Source organism: Eisenbergiella porci (genome assembly GCF_009696275.1).
GTDB lineage: Bacteria > Bacillota > Clostridia > Lachnospirales > Lachnospiraceae > Eisenbergiella > Eisenbergiella porci.
Window position 1 is genome coordinate 1 of sequence record NZ_VUMI01000113.1, and the last position, 4,090, is coordinate 4,090.

The 4,090-nt window shown below is 42.4% G+C and carries 3 protein-coding genes; all 3 read right to left on the bottom strand.

What is annotated here, in order from left to right; genetic code table 11:
• Positions 1-86 precede the first annotated feature (86 nt).
• Genes FYJ45_RS28815 through FYJ45_RS28825 form a run of 3 tightly spaced genes read right to left on the bottom strand, consistent with a single transcriptional unit; the run spans position 87 to position 3,955 of the window.
• Entirely contained in the window at positions 87-1,109 is a 1,023-nt protein-coding gene (locus FYJ45_RS28815) for a tyrosine-type recombinase/integrase (RefSeq protein ID WP_154468376.1), read from the bottom strand.
• Complete coding sequence (locus FYJ45_RS28820; RefSeq protein WP_154468377.1) at positions 1,099-2,079, bottom strand: tyrosine-type recombinase/integrase; 981 nt, start codon at positions 2,077-2,079, stop codon at positions 1,099-1,101. The genes FYJ45_RS28815 and FYJ45_RS28820 overlap by 11 nt, the downstream gene beginning before the upstream one ends.
• Entirely contained in the window at positions 2,072-3,955 is a 1,884-nt protein-coding gene (locus FYJ45_RS28825; protein WP_154468378.1) for a tyrosine-type recombinase/integrase, read from the bottom strand. Before FYJ45_RS28825 ends, FYJ45_RS28820 begins: the two co-directional genes overlap by 8 nt.
• Positions 3,956-4,090: the final 135 nt, after the last annotated feature.

Sequence of the window (4,090 nt, forward strand, 5' to 3'; positions counted from 1 at the left end):
TTATACGCAGGATATTTTTATCCTCATCTTTTCGGAAAATGCGCTTAGATACAGTAGTCTTGTCGTCAAAGATGAGGATAACATAATTATCTGATTCCAAAAATCCTTGCTAGTTCAACTTCGTCATCTGGCCAAAGTGGTTGTTCGGCGTTTAACTCTGGATTGCTGCGATTCATGGCAGATTTTATCATCTCTAAGGACGGTTTTGCATAAATCCTGGTAGTCTGAGTGGATGCATGTCCGAGAATTCTCGACACCAATTCAAGCTCAACATCGCTTTGATAAAGATTTGTGGCTCTTGTCCTGCGCAACATATGGGGATGTACTTTAGCTGGCAGTTCAGGATGCTCGGGGCGTATCTTTTCGGCATATTTATTAATGATTCGCTCAACATTGCCTGGTGACATCGGATTTGTCTGATTGTGAATTAGTGTATAAAACAAATACCCCGCAGCGGGTGTATCCTGATTATGAAAAAGCTTTATGTAATTCTTCAAGTGTTTTACAGTACCTTCAGATATGGATACAATACGTTCTTTATCCCCTTTGCCATGAATCCTGAGATATGGTGTAGTGTTTTTTAGGTTTACATCTGTTAGCTTTAGAGATAACAGTTCGCTCAGTCTTATTGCCGAATCGTACAGCAATACCAGAATAGCGGTATCGCGTATTTCAATCTTACGGTTGCCTGGAGCTGAAAGGAGAGCTTTTAAGCATTCTTCTGATAGCAGGGCTTTTTCCTTTTCCGGATTTTTCAGAAAAGGAACACGGGATACCATTAGCGCTGTTTGCTGTTGGGTGATGTCACCGTCTGCAACATACCACATATATGATTTTATAGCCGCCAAACGCTGATTACAGGAGGATTTTGCATAACCTTCTTTCTGCAGATGCTCCATAAATCCGAGAAGAAAGTCTCTCGTGCAGTCCTGAAAACCAAATGTTTTAAGGGACAACCCCTGTACAGAAACGTATTTACGAAATACAGTCAGTGCATCCCGGTACGCTTTTACTGTGTGAGGGCTGCGGCTACATTGCTTTGTGAGATACTCATCGAGAAAATCCCTTGTTTTGGAGAAAAACAGCTTTTCAAAGTCTTTATTCTTCATGCTGCACCTCCGGAATCACACGAGATGTTATGGTGTCCTTACGTCGGATTGTATTAAAAGCATCCTGAACCAAGTGGTAATAATAATACGATTCCATTGGTCCTTTGTGCCCAAGATAGCTGCTGAGATAAGGCATCATCACCCGGAGACTGATGTCTGACTCCATCCAGAGATTTATCCTCTTAATTACAAAGGCATGGCGCAGGCAATGCACAGTTGGTTTTTTATCGCACTTCTGAGAAGCTTGTGTGGAGTTCCAAAACTCATTAAACTTTCGGTCGACGGATGTTTTCGGGATACATATATCCGGATATTTGCCAGGGAAGAACCATCCATATGTGTCTGACAATTCTTTCTTCAACCATTGTTTGTATTCGGTGCATAACTGACATACATCATCAGAGAGATAAACGATACGATCCTTGTTTCCCTTTGAGTGAATAATTGTCAGTACTCCACTGTCGGTATCCACATCTTCCAGCCTTAAGGTACAGGCCTCATTGTTTCGGAGGCCGCAACAGTATATAAGCCGGAACAACACCTTATATTCGGTTGCGAGACGTTCAAAAGCTTTTACCGGGGCATCTGATTCGTATAGATCAACCTGTGTAAAGAACTCCCTGATATCCTCGTCGGACATCAGGTATGGAACTGTTTTCTCTGGTCTTGGAAGCTGTGTCGGTATGTAGCTCGGTATGCCAATGGTATTCAGATGAATACAAAAGCATCTAAGTGCCTGTAATCGGTTTGATTGCGTGGTTTTTGATTCGCTCAATTGTTTTGCAGACCACGAATCATAGAGTTCCTTTGTTATTTCGGTCTTATCGACCTGTCTGGCTTTGCAAAACTGGTCAAAGCGGAATAACCAGTACGCAGGATTCTCAAACATAAAACCGGCTTCTCTACGGGACTGTATATAAGTACTGATTAAATCTGCAAATATACTGGAATAATTGAAATCCTTATGCATGGAAGACACCTCCTTTTAAAGAGATGCCAACGATATCCATCGATATAGGGCACTGCCGCATCCTCTCCTCATCGAGTGAAAGATATTTATGCACAGTACTGTCCGTGCTGTGTCCGAGCGAGTCAGCAATAAGATCAGCTTTTGTGTTGCCTCTTAACAGGTTTGTTGCAAATGTTCTTCGAAGCACATGAAAACCATCGCTGTGAGCATCTGTCTGAGACAAGAACCGTTTTAAGGCTTTTGCACATACGCAGCGATGAAGCCCTTTAAAAGGTGCTTTGTGCTTGATAAATACATGTACATCGGCACTTTCCGGTCTGCCATCACGAAGATATCTGAACAAAATGTTGCCTGTTTTCACCGGCATCGGCAGTGCGATGTTTTTGCCTGTTTTCTTCTGTGTCAGACATATGCTCCGTCTCTTCCAGTCGATATTTTCAAAACGAAGAGAGACGATGTCAATAGCTCTGAAACCCATGGTCAGTCCGATACAAACAATGGCATAATCCCGCAGCCCCACAGGTGAAAGCGTATTAATATCGACAGACCATATATAGGTTATATCCTCCGCAGACAATGTCCGCACAATGACTGTGCGTGGAGCTGACATAGTCGGAAGGGCTTTATACAGATAGGGATTGCAGAGCATACCTTGTTCATAAAGATATATAAGGAAACATCTTATTCTGCAGTTATAAGCTGCTTTGCCCTCAGGCGTCGTATGTACATCCTTACGGTTAAAATCCTGCAAAGTGTCCGTAGTGATTTCGCTAAAATCATTTATCCCGTCTTTTTGCAGATATTGACAGAATCGGATGCAACAGGAACGGTGCATGGTTATGGTCGATTTTTTCCATCCCTCACGCTCAAGCAGGGCAAGATAGGAATAGATGCTGTCACTTGCCCAGGCAGGGAGTCTGTCAACCGGGGGAACATAAGATGGGTTACCAGTATAGCTGGTAGTAATAATGCCAGTTTTCAGATAGTGTAGGAACTGGCACAAACTGCGCCTGTGCTGTTTCCATCCAGCACCCAAGAAAGGTTTTACATGTTCGAACCATAACCATAGGTTTTCTTCGGTCCTGCTGAAAGAATGCATATCCAGGAAAATATAGTAAAGTGTCAGGATATGTTTTGTACTTTTGAGGACGGTGTTCTTATACCGGGCATTAGCCATTTCCTGAAGAAATCTCTCTATAATCGACCATGAAATAACCGGCAATATATTTGGGTCTGTTCTTGATAATTCAGCATCAGGAATCTCCACTATCTGACGGATTAGCAGCTTGTTAAGGGCAAGCGAAAACCCCAAAGAGCATTTCCCCCGGTCAGAACTGTACCTTAAAAACACCCGTATCAAATCTTCATAAACATCTTTGGAGATGGAAGATTTGTGGTAATCATCCTTGTGAAAGTTCAGTAACCCAGAATAATCTAGCTGTCTAATGCTTTGTAGTCCCTTGTTTTGCAGGTACAATAAAAACCTTGCGCATGTGATGCGGTAACGGCCATCATCAGGAGTGGCCAATCCCTTGTCTAAAAAATCATCCAGTTCAGCTTTCAAAGTTTCTGACAGCAGGCAGTAGGCAGAGCCCCTTGCACCCAAATGATCGGGTAATATAAGCCCGTTGGTATATACATCCTCCAGCTGGTCAACGCAATGCTTCCAGCCAGTATGCTGACGATAGGTCCAGCAAGCTTTGTTGTCATCAATCCATCGATATGCGGCATCTGGAGAATAAAGTATTTTTTCTTCAATCAGATGTTTTCGCAATGCCTTGTAGCAGAGCCGGTGCAGACTTATCACAGATGAACTGAAGTTCTCTGCAACAAGAAATTCAAGGATGACAGTTACATTTTTGTCGTATTGTTCCATGTGGAATCACCTCCATAAATTTGATGATTCCATTATCAGGGATAAGGTGGATTTTTATCCACATCTTTTATTGAACAATGCCTTGATTTATGCTATATGGGGCAAAAGATGAGGATAAAAATATCCTGCGTATAA